Source organism: Priestia sp. SB1, from assembly GCF_038898415.1.
The window spans coordinates 1-18,820 of sequence record NZ_JBBJSS010000022.1 but is presented as its reverse complement, the minus strand read 5'-3'; the positions used below and the strand labels follow the sequence as shown (position 1 = coordinate 18,820).

The following is an 18,820-nucleotide window of genomic DNA, read 5'->3' as shown; positions in this document are numbered from 1 at the left end:
ATGTTTGACTTGCTCATTTAAAAAATAAAAATTAACGTTGACGTTTGTCGCTTTGTTCAGTTTTCAAAGTTCAACCGTTGCTCTGAAGCAACTTTATTAGTATAACATTCTATTATTTTGATGTCAACATCTTTTTTAAGATGTTTCTCTCAACTGCGCTGTTCATCAGCGACATTTAATAATTTACCATATATAATATATAGAGTCAATCGTTTTTCTAAAAAACTTTATAAATAAAAAAGTTAATGAAGTAAACCTTCAGTAAAGTAACCAATTAACCTCTATTACAATAGCAATCTAGCCGCTATGCAGTTTTCTTATCTTACCATAAAAAAAAAGCCCAGTCATTAAACTGAGCTTTTTTATTTAAACTATTCTGCTAAGAACGCGAAATAGAGTATGAAGATGATACAGAGAGCATACATAATGGGATGCACTTCTTTTCCACGCTTGCTGCATAACATTGTAATAGGATAAAAGATAAAGCCAACCGCAATGCCTGTTGCAATACTGTACGTTAATGGCATCATGATCACCGTGAAAAATGCCGGAACTGCCACTTCGAACTCTTTCCAATTGATTTCTCCTAAGTTTGACACCATCAGAGCTCCTACCGTAATTAAAGCTGGCGCAGTAACAGCTGGTGTTACGACCGCTAACAACGGAGAAAAGAACAGTGCAACTAAGAAAAACGCCGCCGTTACAATTGCAGTAAATCCTGAACGTCCGCCCGCTGCTACTCCAGCCGTAGACTCTACGTAAGCTGTTGTTGATGAGGTACCAAGAACAGCACCAACTACAATCGCACTAGAATCTGCCAATAACGCTCTGCCCGCTCGCGGAAGCTTATTATCTTTCATAAGCCCAGCTTGACTCGCTACAGCAACCATCGTACCTGCTGTATCGAAGAAATCAACGAATAAGAAAGTTAAAATGACGACTAGCATCTTTACAGTAAAGATATCACCGATATTTTGGAAAGCTGCCCCAAACGTTGGGTCAAGACTAGGAACCGATGAAACCACTGCTTTAGGTGTATCAATTAATCCAAAAGCCATACCTGCTACAGCCGTTACAATCATACCGATAAATACAGCTGCATTTACTCGAAGCACCATTAATACAATAGTAATGACAATACCAAAAACCGCAAGTAATGTTGTTGGGTTCGTCAAATCACCCAGTCCAACGAATGTGGCATCATCTTTGACGATGATTCCCGCACCTTTCATACCAATAAAACTAATAAATAAACCAATACCTGCTCCAACAGCCATTTTTAATTCAATAGGAATAGAATTAATAATTTTTTCTCGCAGGCTTGTTAATGTTAAAAGAATAAAAATAACACCTGATATCATAACACCCGTTAAAGCCGTCTGCCATGGAATTCCCATCGTCAGAACAACTGTATAAGCAAAAAATGCGTTTAATCCCATACCTGGAGCTAATGAAATTGGATATCTACCAAGCACTCCCATAACAATTGATCCCAAAGCTGCCGCTAAAGCAGTAGCTGTAAATACAGCCCCTTGGTCCATTCTCATACTGTCAGGTAGATCCTTTACATCACTTAGTGATAGCACAGATGGATTAACAAATAAAATGTAAGCCATAGATAGAAAAGTTGTAAGGCCAGCTATAAACTCTTTTCGGTAGCTAGTACCCAGCTCTTCAAAACGAAAATACTTCTTCACGTTTTTTCCTCCCTTTATAGAAGCCGCATGCACTTAGACAGGCCATAAAAAAATGCCTCTACGCTATGGCGCGTAAAGGCATAAAATCGACTAAAAGAGAAATGTATGAGCAAAAAACAAAAGATTTTTATACATACATGTATTACTTTCTCGTAGTCAAGCCATTTACGGTAGCTCGGTAGAAACTTTTGGGCCTTATCCCCAAGATTATACGACATTAAAGCTATATCTCGCTGTTTTATGTTACTATCCTACCATTAACTTTTTAAAAAAGTCAACAAAAAACGAACATTCTTATAAAAGAATGTTCGTTTGTTCGGTTTTCTTACATATTATTCCCATTCAATTGTTGCAGGTGGCTTACTTGTAATATCATACACTACGCGGTTAATATGCTTAACTTCGTTTACAATACGCGTTGAGATAACTTCAAGCACATCCCAAGGAATACGCGCCCAGTCAGAAGTCATACCATCAATCGATGTAACAGCACGAATACCGATTGTGTAATCATACGTACGAGCATCTCCCATTACACCTACACTGCGGATGTCAGGAAGAACCGTAAAGTATTGCCAGATATCGCGCTCTAAGTCTGCTTTTGCAATCTCTTCACGTAAAATAGCATCCGACTCACGTACAATTTCTAACTTCTCTTCCGTAATTGCACCAAGTACACGAATACCTAGACCTGGCCCTGGGAAAGGCTGACGCCAAACGATGTTATCAGGAATACCTAATTCAGAACCTAATGCACGTACTTCATCTTTGAATAGCGTGTTTAACGGTTCGATTAGTTTGAACTGCATATCTTCCGGTAATCCACCTACATTATGGTGAGATTTAATCGTTTGAGCTGTAGCTGTCCCACTCTCGATAATATCTGTGTATAGCGTACCTTGAGCTAGGAAATCAAACCCTTTTAATTTAGCAGCTTCGTCATCGAATACATAAATAAATTCATTACCGATGATTTTACGCTTTTGTTCAGGATCTGATACACCGCTTAATTTTTCTAAGAAGCGATCTTTTGCATCGATTTTAATTACGTTCATATTAAAGCCTTCGCTAAATGTTTCCATTACGCTTTCAGCTTCACCTTTACGTAATAAACCGTGATCTACGAACATACATGTTAACTGATCACCAATTGCTTTGTGAATTAATACAGCTACTACCGAAGAGTCTACTCCGCCGCTAAGTGCGCAAAGTACTTTTCTATCTCCAACTGTTTCACGGATTTTATCCATTTCAACTTCAATGAAGTTCTCAATTGACCAGTTTGCTTCAGCATGACATACTTCAAACACGAAGTTCTTTAAGATATGGTTACCGTGCACTGAATGGCGAACTTCTGGATGGAACTGCACTCCGTACATATTCTTTTCTTTGTTACTCATTGCGGCAATTGGACAAGATGGGCTAGTTGCGTCCACTTCAAAACCAGCTGGTGTTTCTACAACTAAATCACCGTGACTCATCCAAACAACTTGTTCTTTTGGCAACTCATGGTACATTAATGAATCGTTTTGTACGTTAATCGCTGCTTTACCATATTCACGATGGCTAGCACCTTCTACCTTCCCGCCAAAATGATGAGTCATTAATTGCATTCCATAACAAATACCTAAAACAGGAATACCTAATTCAAAAATGTTTTCATCGCAGTGAAATGCGTTTTCACCGTACACACTGTTTGGGCCTCCAGAGAAAATAATTCCCTTTGGATTTAATGCTTTAATCTCTTCTGCTGTAATTGTGTGCGGATGCAATTCACTATATACTCCGAACTCGCGAATGCGACGCGTAATCAGTTGGTTATATTGACTACCAAAATCTAATACAACAATCATGCCTTCCATCTTGTTCACCTCTCCGAATGTGTAAATAATCACTTGTTATTATGCCCTAAAATATAAAAAAAACTAGACTTCTCCCTCAAAAAACAAAGGCAGAAGTCTAGTTGAGCACGACGTTTATCGTCAAATAGACTGTTCTGCCTTCATAGTCAGATCGTTTAAGGTGACCCGGTAGAGACTCTCGAACCATATTATCGAGGATATATGAAGGTATACGAAACATTTATAGTAAGTTCGAGAATATTCTATCAATCCGCGAAACAATGGTCAAGAACTCGTTTTTTTGATTAAATTTTCCCACAATTCAATCGACTCTTTCCATTCTTTTATGGAATCTGCATTTCGATATAAAACCCGCTCGTATTTTTCCGTTAATTTTAGCATATTTACCGTATTTAATTTTTCGTCTACTTCTCCTGCAAAGTCGCGCAGCGTTTGATTTTCTTGCCGTTTTAGTCCATTTGCAGCGAGTCTTTTAAGTAAAAAAGCATACGCTGATTCAAAGGTTTCCACACTCTCTTTCTTTTTATAAAAAGAGATATAAAAAGGTAAAAACCATTTAAATCGATTGAGATATATTACTATTAACATAACTACAATCAGTCCGTAGAAAAGCACTTTCCATTTCATAGACAACTTAGCATTTTGAAGAGAAGCTGTTTTTTCTTTCTCTCTTTTCTCTTGTGCCGGAAGCTCTTTCTTCTTAGGCTGCTCCTTGACTTGCGTTTCTTGTTTCTCTTCTTCCCTTTGACTATTTTCACTAGAGTTGTTAGGTTGGCTATCTACAAAATCATAAGGATTAGAAAAACTTTTTGTTGGTTCAAAAGGTACCCAGCCCGCTCCTGGAAAATAGACTTCGACCCAAGAATGAGCATTATTTTGTGTAATTTCATAGGTTGTCCACTTACTACTTCCTGAAATAACGGTGGCATCACCTTCTGTATAGCCCTTTACCCACCGAGCAGGAATATCTAATGAACGAAGCAGCACGACCATAGAAGTAGAGAAGTTATCACAGTATCCTCTTTTTGTATCAAATAAAAATTGATCCACATAATCTTTATTCTTCGTAGGAATTGAAACATTTTCAGTATCATATACATATGGATTGGATCGGAAGTATTCTTCAACGGCTTTCGCTTTTTCATAGCGATTGTTTTTATTTTTTGTTATCGTACGAGCTAAATCCTTTACTCGTTTTGGCAAATTAGCAGGAAGCTGTGTATACCTTGCTATAAATTCATTATTATTCTCTAGACTCTCTGACTTTTTCTCCTCTGCTTGCTGAAGAAGCCCGGTATCAAACACAGGATATTTATACGTTAGCTCATACGATTGAACAGTAACAAGTTTGTCATTTTGATAAGGATATAATTTTTCATTTGTCGGTGTAACATCGGTTTGAATGCCATTTTTTAAGGTTAGAGACAGCAGTTGAGGAACATGCATAAGATGAACAGAAGGCTGCGAATAGGTAACTTCTGCTTTTCTTACTTCTCCTGCAACACTTGAATCATATTGAGGGAGTAAGTTTTCATTTCCTTTGAAAGGCACTTTTTCTTCCTCTTTAGACAGCTCCCAGCCCTTACCTGTATACACATCCTTCGTTTCAATACGCCAATAGTGCTCATCCTCTACTTTAGCTGTAAACACAACCGTATCATCATTGACAAAGGATCCCCCCAATTTAGAATCGTCCATATCATAGCCAATTCGTTGACCGCTTGCAGATTCTCCCTGTCCTTGATGTGTTGTGTGAGCTGCAATAAAAGGGACCGGATCTGGCCACTGCGGACCTGGTTTAGGGGCGAGATAAGCCAGCACAATGACAATGGCTAAAAAACTGCCTAGAAAAAGAAACGATCGTTTTCTATTTTCTAAACGCTCGGTGCTAGCACCTTTTATACGTTCAGGATTGATGCGAAGCATGGCTACTAATAAAAATCCGATAATCGTCACGCGAATAATAGCAGCTCCGGCATCGTAAGTAGAAAAGGTATCCAATACGGTAATATACAAAATGGTTAAGAAGAAAAAGAAGAAAATTCTTTTTTGATAAAAGATCCAATATCGAATTAAATAAGCCATAATCCAAAGCAGGATAAAAAATAAAGTGCTCCTCATTTCAAAGGATAAATTCGCTATATTCCACTCCATGATACTTTGTACATCTGACTGAAGAATTTCCAAAAGTCTTGGAAGCCATTCTGAAGAAAAGAAGGCACCTTGGAAATAGAGACTGTGAAGTGAAAACAAAATAAACAACATGCTCCCTAACGTCATCACAATAAACGGCAATCGAAACGTTAAGCTCAAAAAACAGTAAGCGACAAACAGGATAAAGTATTGAATTTGATTCGTATCAGTGACTTCATTTAAAGGGAGAAGCCATTCCACTAATAAAAAGAAAGCTCCCGCGTATAATAAGACGTTTTTTACATACCAAGCTGATTTATTCACTTATTTCCGCCCTCACTTCCTTTAGTGATAGAGGAAGATCAATATGAACGACTTCAATTGTTAAAGCAGAAGATTGTATGCCATTTACAATAACTGTCTCTTCCTCACTAAGCCCCGCTCCTTCATTTTTAACGACAATGAGTGAAGCCTTAGCATGAGGGCTCAGCTTGGATTGAATCTGGCCAATAAGAGTCCCTGTAACTTGACTGACAATGACCATAAAAGAATGCTGCTTTTGAATAGCAATATTCTGAAATTCTGTTTCGAATGCTCGATTGCTAATAGGCTGTGCACGTGCTAAGTGATGCAACAGGTTATCAGCCTCCCTTTGTTCAGAGGTTTTCTGCGAAAAAAGGGCATCTCCAGCTAAAAGAAAATCGACTTTTTTACGCTTGGTTTCTTCATGAATGAGCATGGATGCCAGAAAGCTCATTCGCTCTTCAAAGTATAGAGGGCCCATAACATCTGCAATGATAATTATACTCCGTTCATGATAATGACCAAACTCTTTAGAAATCAACGTAGCTTTACGAGCGGTCGCCTTCCAATCGATAGATCCTAATCGGTCACCCGGCTGATATTCTCTAATGCCTGTCACTAACGTAGTAGATTGATTTCCCGTAGAAACTTCATTTTTCCCTTCTTCTATTCCCGCTAAAAGAAACGGGATATCTATCTTATGAATCTGAGGATAAACGATAAATCGCTGCTGCAGTAGAAAATATGCCTTCTTTTTTACGATGCCTAATAAATCACTAATTTCAATTGAAATCGTAAAAAATTCATATTCTCCTCTTTCTACAAACGATCTTTCATACGGAATAACAGCGTTTCGTTGAAAAAGCGGATAAATTGTTCTTTCTTCTTGATCTAAAAGGTTACTCTCCTCTTTCACCGCTGCCATATAAACAGGAAAAGCCGAGGAGCGTGTAATGTGAATGTCATAAGAAAGATGATCTCCAGCGAATCGAGGCTGTAGCTTCACATCACGAGCAACATTCCACTTCTTCAACGGATAGAGCAACACGGCTACCGCATATAATCCAAAAGGTAAGAAGCTATAAAATAAAAACCAGCTGACAAAGCCTCCTTGAAACATGGCGTAAGAAAACGTAGCGGTAAAGATGCAGAATAAAACGAACCAGTCTCTACCTTTGTTCCATATCACTTTTATATACTGTTTCATAAATTATCCTCTTACCTTTTAACAGGTACTTTCGTATCAGCCATAATTTGCTTCATCACATCACTCGCTGTTAAACCGCTGTACTGAGTATCAGGTCTTAGCGTTAAGCGATGTGCACACACATACGAAGCAAGCTCTTGAACATCATCAGGAAGAGAGTAATCTCTTCCCTTTACTAACGCATATGCTTGAATAGCCTTCATAAAGGAAACCGTGCCACGAGGACTAATACCTAATGAAACATGTGGATGAGAGCGAGTTTTGCGAATAATTTCAATGATATAGTTCTTGATCGTATCATCTACATAAATACTGCTTACAGCTTTTTGAGCCTGTACTAATTCTGGAACGCTCATAACAGGTTTGACATCTTCAAGATTAACTTGAGTCGATACGCCATTTAAAATTTGAAGCTCCTCTTCTTGCGTAGGATACCCCATGCTTAGTTTGAATAAAAAACGATCCAGCTGCGCTTCCGGCAAATGATAGGTCCCATCAAAATCAACGGGATTTTGAGTAGCCATCACAAAAAAAGGCGCCGGAATTTCCCGGGTGATACCATCGGTTGTTACATGATGCTCAGCCATTGCTTCTAAAAGCGCCGATTGTGTTTTAGGAGAAGTCCTGTTAATCTCATCAGCGAGTACTATGTGGCTCATGATAGGACCTGGACGAAAATGAAATTCCATGTCTTTTGGACTGTAAATAGAAACACCTGTTACGTCGGACGGCAGCAAATCAGGCGTGAATTGAATTCGTTTAAATTCTGCATCAATCGATTTGGCCAGTGCCTTCACAAGCATCGTTTTCCCCACACCCGGAACATCTTCAAGCAAAACATGTCCTCCTGCAAGTAAAGCAACCAAACTAAGCTCAGATACCTGACGTTTTCCAATCACAATTTGATCGATGTTTTCTAATACTTGGTTTAATTTATTATTAATATGATCCAGCTGAATCAACGACGCTCCCCCTTAAAACTCAGTTAAGCCTTGAGTTTAGTAAGTTTTCCAATAAACATAGTACTATCTTAACAAATTTTAAAAAAATCTGAAAATATTAACGCACACAAAAAAGCGACCAAGTGAGTACTTGGTCGCTTTTTTAGGTAGGGCAGTGATTACATCATGCCGCCCATTCCACCCATGCCGCCCATGTCAGGCATTGCAGGAGCTCCGCCTTCTTCTGGCTTGTCAGCAACAACTGCTTCAGTTGTTAAGAACATAGCCGCTACAGAAGAAGCATTTTGAAGAGCTGAACGCGTTACTTTTGTTGGGTCAACGATACCAGTGTCTAGCATATTTACCCACTCGCCAGTTGCAGCGTTGAATCCAGTTCCAACTGCTTCGCCTTTTAGACGCTCAACGATTACTGATCCTTCTAAACCAGCGTTGTGAGCGATTTGACGTACAGGCTCTTCAATCGCACGCAATACGATGTTGATACCTGTAGCAGTGTCACCGTCAGCTTCGATGCTTGCTACTTTATTATAGATATTTACTAATGCAGTACCACCACCAGCTACGATACCTTCTTCAACCGCAGCACGCGTAGAGTTTAATGCATCTTCAATACGTAATTTACGTTCTTTTAACTCAGTTTCAGTTGCCGCACCAACTTTGATTACAGCTACGCCACCAGCAAGTTTTGCTAAGCGCTCTTGTAATTTTTCACGGTCAAACTCTGAAGTTGTTTCTTCAAGCTGAGCTTTGATTTGGTTTACGCGTGCTAGGATATCTTCTGCGTTTCCTGCACCGTTTACAACTGTTGTATTTTCTTTTGTTACAACAATTTTAGAAGCGCGACCTAATTGATCGATGCCTGCTGTTTTTAAGTCAAGACCAAGCTCTTCAGTGATTACTTCTCCGCCTGTTAGGATCGCAACGTCTTGTAGCATTGCTTTACGACGATCACCAAAACCAGGAGCTTTAACAGCTACAGCTGTAAATGTACCACGAAGTTTGTTCACAACTAATGTTGCTAAAGCTTCGCCTTCTACGTCTTCAGCGATGATTAATAGCGGCTTGCCTTGTTGAACAACTTGCTCTAATACCGGTAAGATTTCTTGAATGTTACCGATTTTTTTGTCTGTGATTAAGATGTATGGATCATCTAATACAGCTTCCATTTTATCTGAATCAGTTACCATGTAAGGAGATGCATATCCACGGTCAAACTGCATACCTTCTACCACTTCTAATTCAGTTGTGAAACCTTTTGATTCTTCAAGTGTGATAACGCCGTCGTTACCAACGCGCTCCATTGCTTCAGCAATTAATTGACCTACTTCTTCGTCAGCTGCTGAGATAGCCGCTACTTGAGCAATTGAATCTTTACCTTGAATTGGTTTAGAGATTGCTTTTAGTTCTTCAACCGCTACAGCTACTGCTTTTTCCATACCTTTACGGATACCCATTGGGTTAGCACCAGCCGTTACGTTTTTAAGACCTTCTCTGATCATTGCTTGCGCTAAAACTGTTGCAGTAGTTGTACCGTCACCAGCAACGTCGTTTGTTTTGCTAGCAACTTCGGCTACTAATTTAGCACCCATATTTTCAAATGCGTCTTCTAATTCGATTTCTTTTGCAATTGTTACACCGTCATTTGTAATAAGCGGTGAACCGAATTTCTTTTCCAATACAACGTTACGACCTTTTGGTCCAAGCGTTACTTTTACAGCATTTGCTAATGTATCTACACCACGTAGCATTGCGCGACGTGCTTCTTCGCTAAATTTAATGTCTTTTGCCATGTTCTTTGACCTCCTCAAGATGTTCTTAATAATCTATTTTTTACGTATGATAAGTTTGTGGTTAAAATTAGCCGATTACAGCTAAAATATCGCTTTCGCGTAAAATTAAGTATTCAGTACCTTCGTATTTTACTTCAGTACCCGCATATTTTGAGAAGATGATACGATCGCCCGCAGCTACTTCTAAAGCTACACGCTCACCGCTTTCTAATACTCGGCCTGTACCTACAGCAACAATTTTACCCTCTTGTGGCTTTTCTTTTGCACTGTCCGGTAACACGATACCGCTTGCTGTTTTTTCCTCAGATTTTACAAGTTCAATCACTACGCGATCACCTAATGGCTTTAACAAGTGAAACAACCTCCTCAAATAATATGTTTGCATTTTTATTAGCACTCAACCTCAACGAGTGCTAACACAATTATTATATTAAAACAAAGTGGGTTTTTTTTGCAAGTATTAAACAAAAAAAATTTAAAATTTACGACAACTACATATAATAGTCTTAGATTTCGACGATTTTGAGAAATAAAGCATTCTTTTCTCTGTTCAATAATATGTATGTTACAATACGAGCAAGAAGAAATTACTAACTTTACAGTACTTCTTCGACATATATACATAAAAACCTTTTAAAGGAGTATAGAAGATTGGAAAAACGTTATTGGTATGTTATCCTCACTTACATCCTTATGCAGTTTTCAGGAGTTGTTGGTATACCGCTGTTAAAATTAACAGGAATGTTTGATGACTATCCAGTTCGAACAGCGAATGTCATGCTTTTGACTTATTGGACTATCATTAGCTTTATCCTTGGTTTACTTATTGTCTTACTGCTGCTGCGCCGTGACATGTCCATGCGTATAGAACATGCTGGAAAAACGATTGCTGTTGTCTGGTCAGTCCTTGGGGTGTTTCTCGCTATGGCTGGTCAAGCTGTAGCAGGTATGATTGAGCACGCTCTTGGCATTACCCAAGTATCTGAAAACACACAAAATATTGTTAATCTTGTTAAAGCAACGCCGTTCCTTATTGTCGTTACGTCTGTTATTGGACCAATACTAGAAGAGATTATTTTCCGAAAGATTATTTTTGGTTCTCTTCACAAACGATACAATTTCTTTATCTCTGCATTTATTAGTTCCCTTATTTTCGCTGCGGTACACTGGGATTTTAAACATTTACTTGTGTATACAGCTATGGGATTTGTATTTGCATTCCTTTATGCAAGGACGAGACTAATTGTTGTACCTATTATTGCTCATGTTTTGATGAATACAATCGTTATTTTATCTCAAACTATTTTTGCAGATAAAATTATAGAAATGCAAAAACAAGCAGAACAAATGCAGTTCATTTTTGGAGGCATGTTTTTATGAAGAATATCCCTTTAACACGAGGGTTTATTTATATTATTATGGGGATTTTATTCACCTACTTGGCAATTCAAAATGCCCAGGAAACCGTCTGGAATTTCCCCACAATCTTATTTGCACTCGTAGCCGCATTCGATTTCAGGTTTGCGGTTCGCATCTTTATCTTGCACTACAAAATTAAAAAATTGCAGCAGCAATATAAAAATCAAGATGATTCATCCAAATAAAAAAACCACTGTTTCAGTGGTTTTTTTTACATACTAACATCTTCTCTTTCTTGCTCTGCCCTTGCCTTTAACACTTTGCGATACGAAATGCGGGAAATAATGATGCTGATTTCATACAAAATTAAGAGCGGCACTGTCACCATCATGTGCGAGAGCAATTCCGGTGGTGTAATAAGTGCGGCAATAACTAGCAGTACGAAATAGGCATATTTTCGAATTTGAGATAAAAACATAGGCGTTATAATTCCTAAACGCGTCAAAAACATAACGACGACAGGAAGCTGAAACAACAAGCCAAAAGGCAGTGTGAGCTGCATTAAAAAAGAAAAGTATTCATTAATGCCAATCACTTGGTTTACATTCAGCTCATCAGAAACGCGCGTCATAAAATCAACGACAAATGGAAACAACACAAAATAAGAAAAAGAGACACCGCCGATAAAGAGAAAAATGGAAACAGGAATATATCCAAGCGTTACCTTACGCTCTTTTTCATATAAACCAGGACTAATAAATGCCCAAAGTTGATACAGTGCAACAGGAGCTGCAAGTACACAGCCGATAATAACAGCAAATTGCATATAAATCTTAACTGGATCTGTTAACCGAAATGCATTCATCGTTAAATTCTTTGCCTCATCAGCATGCTGTAAATAGACAATAACCTTATCCGCTATAAAAAAGCCGCCAATTGTGGCAATCACAAAGAAAAATAAAACAATTAAAATGCGTTTTCGCAGCTCTCCTATGTGATCATATATTGACATTTCTTGTTCGGTCATACTATGATCACCCTTTTACTCTTTGTCATCTACTTGACGCTGTTTATCTTTTTCACGATCTTCTGATGCACCGCTAGCGGCATGCTTAAACTCTCTAAGCGTTTGGCCCACTGATCTTCCTAGCTCCGGTAACCGTTTCGGTCCAAAAATAAGCAGTGCTACAATCGCAATAATAATCCAACTGCCTGCTCCAATCCCCATATTCCCACTCTCCTTATTAATTTAGACTTAAGGAAATCGTAACACAGTCCGCCTTATTCAACAGGATAATTTTTCAAAAAGTAGACGAGCGACTGTAATTCTACAGCAAGATCAATATGATGGAGTCGAATCTCATCCGGTACGTTTAAGCGTGCAGGAGTAAAGTTTAAAATTCCTTTAATTCCGCAACTCACTAAACGATCAGTAATTTGCTGAGCAACAGTGGCAGGAACGGTTAAAATCGCTACTGAGATGTCATCACTCATATAATCTTCCAATTGGTCAAGATGATAGACCGGCACGTCGCCTACTTTCGTACCTACTTTATCTTCTATCACATCAAAAGCGCACTCAATTTTGGTGTTATTATTTTTAATAAAATTATAATTTAAAAAGGCCGTTCCTAGATTCCCTACGCCAATCAGTGCTACTTTCGTTACTTCATCTTGGTCTAACGTTTTACGGAAAAATGTAAGTAAATAATTCACATTGTAGCCGTATCCCTTTTTTCCTAATGCACCAAAGTAAGAAAAGTCCCGACGAATAGTAGCAGAATCCACTTTCACTGCCTCACTTAACTCCGCTGACGACACACGCTGTTTACCAGAAGCATGCAAATTTTTCAAAAAACGATAATAAAGCGGCAATCGCTTAGCCGTTGCTTGTGGTATTTTTAATTGTTCAGTGTTCACGTTGTACCCCCTCAGTTCATGTATGTCATTACTAACATTTTCAAGTCATATTGCATTACCTTTCACAAAGCATCAACCGCTTTGAGGTAGCGCTTCCAATTCTCTCTCTTTTCTCTTGTTTTATATATACTCCGCTTCACACCTCGACGGCTTTTGTCTATTCAGCACTCCTTAAAGTCGGTATGTAGAACGAAGCAATTAGCCCTTCAAAGGATCGGTTTGTTAGTCATGACGGATTTTTTCACATCCATCATAGATAAGTTCAGAGATGCACTTATCTCTTATTTTAACATAGTATCCTGTATAAAATGTGCAGGTAAAATCATTTTATTTCATGAATCAAAACATTCGCTTCATCATTTGTCCTTGTCCCTCTACAAATTACAAACGCTTGTAGGAAGAACTTGTAGTTAAAAATATGTTAAAATACACTATGGATATACTACTAGAGGTGAAAAAATGATTATTCTACAATTGAACGGTATTACAAAATACTATGGGGCAGAACCCATTTTATCGAATATAAAGTTAGAAGTACAATCAAAAGACCGCATTGCCCTAGTGGGACGAAACGGTGCTGGTAAATCAACTTTATTAAAAATTATTGCTGAGCAGCTTTCCTATGACAGCGGAGAAATTATTAAACCTAAGGGTGTTTCCATTGATTATATGGGACAAGATACAGTTCTTGAGTCAACACTCTCCATATGGGAAGAAATGATGACTGTCTTTGCTCCATTAAAGAAGATGGAAAAAGAATTACGTACGCTTGAAACGAAGATGGGTGATCCAGACATTTTTAATGATTCAGTTCAATACGAAAAACTAACCAAAGAGTATGATCAGCTTCAAGTAACGTTTAAAGATTTAGGCGGCTATCAATATGAAGCGGATACACGATCTATTCTTCACGGTTTCCGTTTTTCAAACTTTGACTACAGCACCCCTATTTCCTCCTTAAGCGGTGGACAAAAAACGCGCCTGGCTCTTGCAAAACTGCTTTTAACAAAGCCTGATTTGCTTATTCTGGATGAGCCTACCAACCACTTAGATATTGAAACTTTAGCATGGCTGGAACAGTTTCTGCAAGGGTATGAAGGAGCTATTTTAATCGTTTCACATGATCGTTACTTCCTTGATAAAGTCGTAAATCAAGTGTATGAAGTCGTACAAAAAACAACGGTGAAGTACACGGGCAACTACTCTAAATACCTTGTACAAAAAGCAGAGCGATATGAAAAAGAGTTGCGTCAGTACGAAAAGCAGCAAGATGAAGTCGCAAAGCTGAATGATTTTATTCAGCGAAACATCGCCCGCGCATCGACTACAAAACGTGCGCAAAGCAGACGTAAACAGCTCGATCGAATGGAGTTAATAAATCGACCTAACGAAGGCGAAAAATCAGCTAGTTTTTCGTTTGAAATTGAACGTCAAAGCGGAAATGAAGTCTTAAATCTGGAAGATGTGTCTATCGGATATAATGAACACAACTATGTCGTCCAAGAGGCAAATCTTCGCATTAAAAAAGGGGAAAGCCTTGCGTTGGTTGGTCCTAATGGCGTGGGGAAATCAACTTTATTAAAAGGCATTGTGGATAAACTCAGCTTCAAGACTGGAACCATTTCCTTTGGCTCAAATGTAATGGTTGGTTATTACGACCAAGAGCAAGCCAATTTAACGTCTAATAAAACCGTTTTAAATGAACTTTGGGATGACTACCCAGCCAAACCTGAAAAAGAAATCCGTACAGCGCTTGGAAATTTTCTGTTTTCAGGTGATGATGTACTGAAAATCGTTTCCACGCTCAGCGGTGGTGAAAAAGCACGTTTGGCTCTTGCGAAGCTTATGCTTCAAAAAGCTAACTTCTTAATTTTGGATGAACCTACTAACCATCTTGATTTAGATAGCAAACAAGTACTCGAGAATGCGTTAATTGATTACCCAGGGACTCTATTATTTGTTTCACATGACCGTTATTTTATTAATCGTATTGCCAATAAAATAGCAGAGCTATCTCCTGAAGGAGTAGAAGAATTTCTTGGAGATTATGACTATTATGTAGAAAAGAAAGCAGAAATAGAGGAAATCAAAGAATTAGAAAATATAAAAGCAAACGAAGAACGTACGGTAAAAGTAGATAAACAGTCCTATAAACAAGATAAAGAACAAAAGAAATTGATGAGACAGCGAACGCGCCGCATTGAAGAAATTGAAACTGAAGTAAACAAATTAGAAGCCGCCCAAGCGGCGAATGAAGAACTTCTTTGTGACCCTGAAATTTATCAAAATCACGAAGAAGTATCAAGATTAAACGGTGAAAATGAAAAAATTTCTTCACAGTTATCCACATTAATGGAAGAGTGGGAAGAATTACAGCTGCTTCTAGAAGAGTAGCCTATATTTTTGCGTATCTATTCATCCTGTTTACTTGTTCATGCGCTTAAGAGCAAGCTTTATCCACTCTGTGAATAAATAGTGGATATCTGTCTGATTTTCATAATTAAAACTTGTTGATAACAGGTCCGTGTACTGAGTGCACGGACTTTTCCACATAATTATCCACAGTCAATTCTAAATTTATTGAATATTGTTGATAAATCATTTTTATCCACAAAAAAGGACGAATGAGAAATAAATCTCATTCGTCACTTACTCTTCCAAGTCCAAACCGGGGTTTGCATTTAATGACATATCTGAACGTTTTCCTTGAGCAAATCGTACGCTTGCTGCTGCTCCAATCATTGCGGCATTATCCGTACATAGAGATAGCGGCGGGATAATAAGCTCAATATTTGATAGGGGTTCAAATGCCTCTTCTAGCGCTGCTCTAAGCCCTTTATTAGCAGCAACTCCTCCTGCTAATAAAACTTGCTTAACGTTATATTCCTTTGCAGCTTTAATCGTTTTAGTTACTAACACATCAATGACACTCGCTTGAAAGCTAGCAGCAAGTGTTTGTGGAAGAATCTCTTCACCTTTTTGCTTCGCATTGTGGACAGTGTTAATAACTGCTGATTTTAATCCACTGAAACTAAAATCATAGGATCCTTCTTCTAGCCAAGCACGCGGCAAATCAATTAATGGCTCTCCTTCATGTGCAAGGCGGTCAATATGAGGTCCGCCTGGATATGGAAGGTTTAACGTGCGGGCTACTTTATCGTAGGCTTCTCCTGCTGCATCATCTCTTGTTTCACCGATTACTTTAAAATGACCGTGACTTTCCATGTATACAAGCTCCGTATGCCCGCCAGATACAACTAGCGATAAGAGCGGGAATTCTAGTTTTTTGATTAGCTGATTTGCATAAATATGTCCTGCAATATGATGAACACCAATTAATGGCTTTTGATGTGCAAATGCTAGCGCTTTGGCTGCATTTACGCCAATAAGAAGTGCTCCCACAAGCCCTGGTCCTTCCGTTACAGCTATTGCATCTATATCTGCAAACGTCAAGTTCGCTTGATTTAAAGTTTCTTCAACTACTACTGTAATTTGTTCTACATGATGACGAGATGCAATTTCCGGTACGACACCGCCAAATCGTTTATGGCTTTCTATTTGAGAGGCCACCACATTGGCTACAATTTCATGACCGTTTCGAATCACAGCTGCTGCTGTCTCATCACAGCTTGTTTCTAATGCTAAAATTAATTGATTTTCATTCATAAATTCACCCACATAACTAATGCATCCTCATTGTTATCAGAATAATAATTCTTACGAATACCTCCAGGTTTAAAACCTAGCTTTTGATACAATGATTGTGCAATATGATTAGATACCCTAACTTCTAATGTCATTGACGTAGCACCTAGTTTTCGAAGAACGTCCATCACGTTGCGCAGCAGCAATTCACCGAGTCCCTTGCCTCGGTAGTCTGGCAATAGCGCAATATTGGTTACATGTGCTTCGTCAATAACAATCCACGTTCCGCAATAACCAATAATATTTTCCCCTTCTTCCATCACAATGTAGGTTGAAAATTGATTATTGGTTAACTCATTTTGAAATGCTTCTGCACTCCAAGGTGTCGTAAAAGACTTCTCTTCGATTTTCACTACTTGATCAATATCTTTAACTTCCATTAAACGAAACTTAATTGTTAGTTTCATGTTATACCTTCTTTTATCCTTTTTGCTGTGAAGCAAGCCAGTTGGCTTCTGCTTCAGCTAAACGAATGTAGTTCGGAACAAAAGTATGCACAGACTGCGGCTCTTTCTTCATTCCTAAGAAAGCCAATTCACTTGGTCTTGGGTTAAACTGCTGAACATGGGCAAATACAGCTTGTTCACTCAACACTTCTTTTAACGCCTCTTCATGCATGGAAAGATCATTGCCTATGAATAAAATAGGTTTGTTGTATGACTTTAAATGTTCCGCCCAGTCCTTATTAATAACAAGTCGATCACTTTCAACTTCTACAAGACCTCGTTCGTTATTCCATTCATATAGTCCTGTATAAAGCTGCTGACGGCGCGCATCAAATAACGGAGCAATATATCCATCAAAATAACGACCGTTTGCTGCTAGTGCCTCAAGGCTAGATACACCTATTAAAGGAATATTTAAAGTCCAAGCAAGTGTCTTGGCAATGGTAACACCAATGCGTACACCGGTATAGGACCCGGGACCGTGTGCCACTACAATACGGTCTAGCTCGCTTGGCGCAATATCACAATCTTTTAACAAAGATTCCACAGCGTTCATCACACGAACAGAGTGATTCTTTTTTAGATTCGTAATAATTTCTCCAATTACTTTGTTTTCTTCAACGACAGCAACACCCATGACAAAATTGGATGTATCAATGGCTAACATTTTCATCTTTTAAAAAGCTCCTTACATATTTCAACGTACCGACTGCCTATCGCTTTTACAAGGATTTTACGAGTCGTTTCGTTTTCATGGTAAATATTGATTTGAATATATTCATTAGGAAGCTGCTCTTCAATCAGGTGAGCCCACTCCACGACCGTCACGCCATCTCCTTCAAAATACTCATCGAACCCTAGGTCTTCAAATTCATCCCCTAGACGGTACACATCCATATGGTAAAGAGGAAGGCGACCGCTTTTGTATTCTTTAATGATAGTAAATGTCGGGCTATTCACATTGCGTTCAATTCCTAAGCCTTTAGCTAAACTTTTTGTGAATGTTGTCTTTCCAGCTCCCAAATCACCTTCAAGCAGCAGCACGTCACCAGCTTCTAATAAAGTTGCTAGACGAGCAGCCAGCTGATTAGTTTCATCAGGAGACGTAGACATAAACGTAAATTCATTAATCTCTGTCATTCATTCAGAACCTCATTTCAATCTGTATATATATATTGTAAACGTTGTGGACTATACATATCCAGTAAGAAATCCAACAATCTTTAACATCGCAATTCTACAAAGAAATTTCTTTGTATATAAAAAATTCCTTAGGATTGCTCCTAAGGACGGTAAAGTTTTATATAAAAATGGTTCAAACAATAAAAAAGACGAAACACATTGTTTCGTTTCTAAAACATGGCGGTCCCGACGGGAATCGAACCCGCGATCTCCTGCGTGACAGGCAGGCATGTTAACCGCTACACCACGGGACC

Annotated in this window: 17 protein-coding genes, 1 tRNA gene and 2 riboswitches; of the genes, 3 read left to right on the top strand and 15 right to left on the bottom strand. The window is 38.5% G+C overall.

Translation table 11 applies throughout. The annotated features are described in order from the left end of the window. Window positions 1-371 precede the first annotated feature (371 nt). The 7 genes from WKH56_RS34515 to groES all read right to left on the bottom strand — a co-directional run bounded on the left by WKH56_RS34515 (window position 372) and on the right by groES (window position 10,306). Window positions 372-1,697, bottom strand: a complete 1,326-nt coding sequence (locus WKH56_RS34515) for an NCS2 family permease (protein ID WP_013055032.1) — start codon at window positions 1,695-1,697, stop codon at window positions 372-374. A gap of 133 nt (window positions 1,698-1,830) precedes the next feature. After that, a riboswitch (purine riboswitch) is annotated at window positions 1,831-1,932 on the bottom strand. Window positions 1,933-2,029: 97 nt separating this feature from the next. After that, window positions 2,030-3,559 carry a glutamine-hydrolyzing GMP synthase gene (gene guaA, locus WKH56_RS34510; protein ID WP_028412703.1) on the bottom strand — a complete coding sequence of 510 codons (1,530 nt, stop codon included), beginning with the start codon at window positions 3,557-3,559 and terminating at the stop codon, window positions 2,030-2,032. Window positions 3,560-3,682: 123 nt separating this feature from the next. Further along, window positions 3,683-3,784: riboswitch (purine riboswitch) on the bottom strand. Between the two features lie 39 nt (window positions 3,785-3,823). Next, window positions 3,824-6,016 (bottom strand): transglutaminase TgpA family protein, encoded by a 2,193-nt coding sequence (locus WKH56_RS34505; RefSeq protein ID WP_048022394.1) that lies wholly within the window; start codon window positions 6,014-6,016, stop codon window positions 3,824-3,826. Further along, the gene (locus tag WKH56_RS34500) at window positions 6,009-7,202 is read right to left on the bottom strand and encodes a DUF58 domain-containing protein (RefSeq protein ID WP_230624709.1); all 1,194 of its coding nucleotides are present in this window, start codon (window positions 7,200-7,202) and stop codon (window positions 6,009-6,011) included. Before WKH56_RS34500 ends, WKH56_RS34505 begins: the two co-directional genes overlap by 8 nt. A gap of 11 nt (window positions 7,203-7,213) precedes the next feature. Next, window positions 7,214-8,164, bottom strand: a complete 951-nt coding sequence (locus tag WKH56_RS34495; RefSeq protein WP_048022395.1) for an AAA family ATPase — start codon at window positions 8,162-8,164, stop codon at window positions 7,214-7,216. A gap of 158 nt (window positions 8,165-8,322) precedes the next feature. Continuing rightward, the gene (gene groL / locus WKH56_RS34490) at window positions 8,323-9,954 is read right to left on the bottom strand and encodes a chaperonin GroEL (protein WP_028412700.1); all 1,632 of its coding nucleotides are present in this window, start codon (window positions 9,952-9,954) and stop codon (window positions 8,323-8,325) included. A gap of 67 nt (window positions 9,955-10,021) precedes the next feature. Next, window positions 10,022-10,306 (bottom strand): co-chaperone GroES, encoded by a 285-nt coding sequence (groES, locus tag WKH56_RS34485; RefSeq protein WP_013055026.1) that lies wholly within the window; start codon window positions 10,304-10,306, stop codon window positions 10,022-10,024. A 299-nt stretch (window positions 10,307-10,605) separates the two neighbouring features. On the opposite strand from groES, the gene WKH56_RS34480 reads away from it, so the two are divergent. After that, window positions 10,606-11,334, top strand: a complete 729-nt coding sequence (locus tag WKH56_RS34480) for a CPBP family intramembrane glutamic endopeptidase (RefSeq protein WP_028412699.1) — start codon at window positions 10,606-10,608, stop codon at window positions 11,332-11,334. Beyond that, window positions 11,331-11,558 carry a YdiK family protein gene (locus tag WKH56_RS34475; protein ID WP_013055024.1) on the top strand — a complete coding sequence of 76 codons (228 nt, stop codon included), beginning with the start codon at window positions 11,331-11,333 and terminating at the stop codon, window positions 11,556-11,558. Before WKH56_RS34480 ends, WKH56_RS34475 begins: the two co-directional genes overlap by 4 nt. 26 nt (window positions 11,559-11,584) lie before the next feature. On the opposite strand, the gene tatC is transcribed toward WKH56_RS34475, so the two are convergent. Genes tatC through WKH56_RS34460 form a run of 3 tightly spaced genes read right to left on the bottom strand, consistent with a single transcriptional unit; the run spans window position 11,585 to window position 13,233 of the window. Beyond that, on the bottom strand, window positions 11,585-12,340 hold the full coding sequence (gene tatC / locus WKH56_RS34470; protein WP_013055023.1) for a twin-arginine translocase subunit TatC: 756 nt from the start codon (window positions 12,338-12,340) through the stop codon (window positions 11,585-11,587). Between the two features lie 15 nt (window positions 12,341-12,355). Beyond that, window positions 12,356-12,541: a twin-arginine translocase TatA/TatE family subunit gene (gene tatA / locus WKH56_RS34465; protein ID WP_013055022.1), complete on the bottom strand. Its 186-nt coding sequence runs from the start codon at window positions 12,539-12,541 to the stop codon at window positions 12,356-12,358. 53 nt (window positions 12,542-12,594) lie between these two features. Then, window positions 12,595-13,233, bottom strand: a complete 639-nt coding sequence (locus tag WKH56_RS34460) for a redox-sensing transcriptional repressor Rex (RefSeq protein WP_028410376.1) — start codon at window positions 13,231-13,233, stop codon at window positions 12,595-12,597. 459 nt (window positions 13,234-13,692) lie between these two features. Between WKH56_RS34460 and WKH56_RS34455 the strand changes: the two genes are divergently transcribed. Continuing rightward, window positions 13,693-15,627, top strand: coding sequence for an ABC-F family ATP-binding cassette domain-containing protein (locus WKH56_RS34455; RefSeq protein ID WP_063248178.1), 1,935 nt, complete (start codon window positions 13,693-13,695; stop codon window positions 15,625-15,627). 255 nt (window positions 15,628-15,882) lie between these two features. Here the strand turns inward: WKH56_RS34455 and tsaD are convergent, their stop codons facing one another. The 5 genes from tsaD to WKH56_RS34430 all read right to left on the bottom strand — a co-directional run bounded on the left by tsaD (window position 15,883) and on the right by WKH56_RS34430 (window position 18,820). Continuing rightward, the gene (tsaD, locus tag WKH56_RS34450) at window positions 15,883-16,899 is read right to left on the bottom strand and encodes a tRNA (adenosine(37)-N6)-threonylcarbamoyltransferase complex transferase subunit TsaD (protein ID WP_080754517.1); all 1,017 of its coding nucleotides are present in this window, start codon (window positions 16,897-16,899) and stop codon (window positions 15,883-15,885) included. Continuing rightward, window positions 16,896-17,345, bottom strand: a complete 450-nt coding sequence (gene rimI, locus WKH56_RS34445) for a ribosomal protein S18-alanine N-acetyltransferase (protein WP_028412696.1) — start codon at window positions 17,343-17,345, stop codon at window positions 16,896-16,898. Before rimI ends, tsaD begins: the two co-directional genes overlap by 4 nt. Before the next feature lie 13 nt (window positions 17,346-17,358). Continuing rightward, complete coding sequence (gene tsaB / locus WKH56_RS34440) at window positions 17,359-18,057, bottom strand: tRNA (adenosine(37)-N6)-threonylcarbamoyltransferase complex dimerization subunit type 1 TsaB (RefSeq protein WP_028412695.1); 699 nt, start codon at window positions 18,055-18,057, stop codon at window positions 17,359-17,361. Next, window positions 18,054-18,524, bottom strand: a complete 471-nt coding sequence (gene tsaE, locus WKH56_RS34435) for a tRNA (adenosine(37)-N6)-threonylcarbamoyltransferase complex ATPase subunit type 1 TsaE (protein WP_013081426.1) — start codon at window positions 18,522-18,524, stop codon at window positions 18,054-18,056. Before tsaE ends, tsaB begins: the two co-directional genes overlap by 4 nt. Before the next feature lie 220 nt (window positions 18,525-18,744). Further along, window positions 18,745-18,820, bottom strand: a tRNA-Asp gene (locus WKH56_RS34430).

Bases quoted from the DNA above. Each gene is read 5' to 3' on its own strand.
- WKH56_RS34500 (WP_230624709.1), bottom strand. From the start codon at position 7,202: ATGAAACAGTATATAAAAGTGATATGGAACAAAGGTAGAGACTGGTTC.
- tatA (WP_013055022.1), bottom strand. From the start codon at position 12,541: ATGGGGATTGGAGCAGGCAGTTGGATTATTATTGCGATTGTAGCACTG.
- tatC (WP_013055023.1), bottom strand. From the start codon at position 12,340: ATGACCGAACAAGAAATGTCAATATATGATCACATAGGAGAGCTGCGA.
- groL (WP_028412700.1), bottom strand. From the start codon at position 9,954: ATGGCAAAAGACATTAAATTTAGCGAAGAAGCACGTCGCGCAATGCTA.
- tsaE (WP_013081426.1), bottom strand. From the start codon at position 18,524: ATGACAGAGATTAATGAATTTACGTTTATGTCTACGTCTCCTGATGAA.
- rimI (WP_028412696.1), bottom strand. From the start codon at position 17,345: ATGAAACTAACAATTAAGTTTCGTTTAATGGAAGTTAAAGATATTGAT.
- WKH56_RS34475 (WP_013055024.1), top strand. From the start codon at position 11,331: ATGAAGAATATCCCTTTAACACGAGGGTTTATTTATATTATTATGGGG.
- WKH56_RS34455 (WP_063248178.1), top strand. From the start codon at position 13,693: ATGATTATTCTACAATTGAACGGTATTACAAAATACTATGGGGCAGAA.
- tsaB (WP_028412695.1), bottom strand. From the start codon at position 18,057: ATGAAAATGTTAGCCATTGATACATCCAATTTTGTCATGGGTGTTGCT.
- tsaD (WP_080754517.1), bottom strand. From the start codon at position 16,899: ATGAATGAAAATCAATTAATTTTAGCATTAGAAACAAGCTGTGATGAG.
- guaA (WP_028412703.1), bottom strand. From the start codon at position 3,559: ATGGAAGGCATGATTGTTGTATTAGATTTTGGTAGTCAATATAACCAA.